At 25.9% G+C, this 734-nt stretch carries 1 protein-coding gene; it reads left to right on the plus strand.

Translation table 11 applies throughout. The features are described from left to right. The first annotated feature begins 346 nt into the window (after positions 1-346). Positions 347-517 (plus strand): hypothetical protein, encoded by a 171-nt coding sequence (locus HMPREF3241_RS12920; protein WP_002447857.1) that lies wholly within the window; start codon positions 347-349, stop codon positions 515-517. Positions 518-734: the final 217 nt, after the last annotated feature.

The following is a 734-nucleotide window of genomic DNA, read 5'->3' on the forward strand; positions in this document are numbered from 1 at the left end:
ATGGACAGCTTTAGGATTATTAAGGAGCGCAGAATCGTTGGCAAATAGAGGAATTGGAATAATGCATAGTAAGTTTAGGAGATTATTTATGAATTATGATTATTTTAAATCACGAAATTTTATTTATAGATTTATATATTTTTTGCTAATCGTTGGTTTTATATTTCTTTTATTTGATTTTGTAGCTACTTGTGTATGTATATATATATTTGCATCTATTATTTTGGTTATATTCAATTTAATTTGGAAAAAGTATAGTTTATTAATAATTAGTTTTTTTATAGCGCTTTCTTTATTATTTTATTTGTTGGTTATATTCTAAAAGTAACTTTTAAAGGAGAGACATATGAATATTTCAAAAGGTTTTGTAAAGGCGATTTGGTTTATAATATGTGTTATTTTAGTAATAATATTAGGGAATAATTACAAATTTGTAGAAATGTTTTTAACGGTAACTTTAGGTATTATAGGTTTTATACTTATAGAAATTTTTTATAAAAAAAAGAACGGAGATTAATCTCCGTTCTTTTTATGCTCTTTGTATAGGTATTGTTTTACTAGAAACTTTTTTACCTATTTTTTGGTTGTATACTTTTATTACGTAGTAGCCCATATTATATTCGCTCATATCTCCACTTGGACCTGAAGCTTTCTTTTTTGGCACATAGTGCATAGTGGTATTTTTTTACAGTTAATGGTGCATAATTAGACTAAAAGCGCCAGCGGGAGGATAG

Origin of the sequence: Staphylococcus sp. HMSC34G04 (assembly GCF_001838765.1) — a bacterium.
In the GTDB taxonomy this organism is placed as follows: Bacteria; Bacillota; Bacilli; order Staphylococcales; family Staphylococcaceae; genus Staphylococcus; species Staphylococcus epidermidis.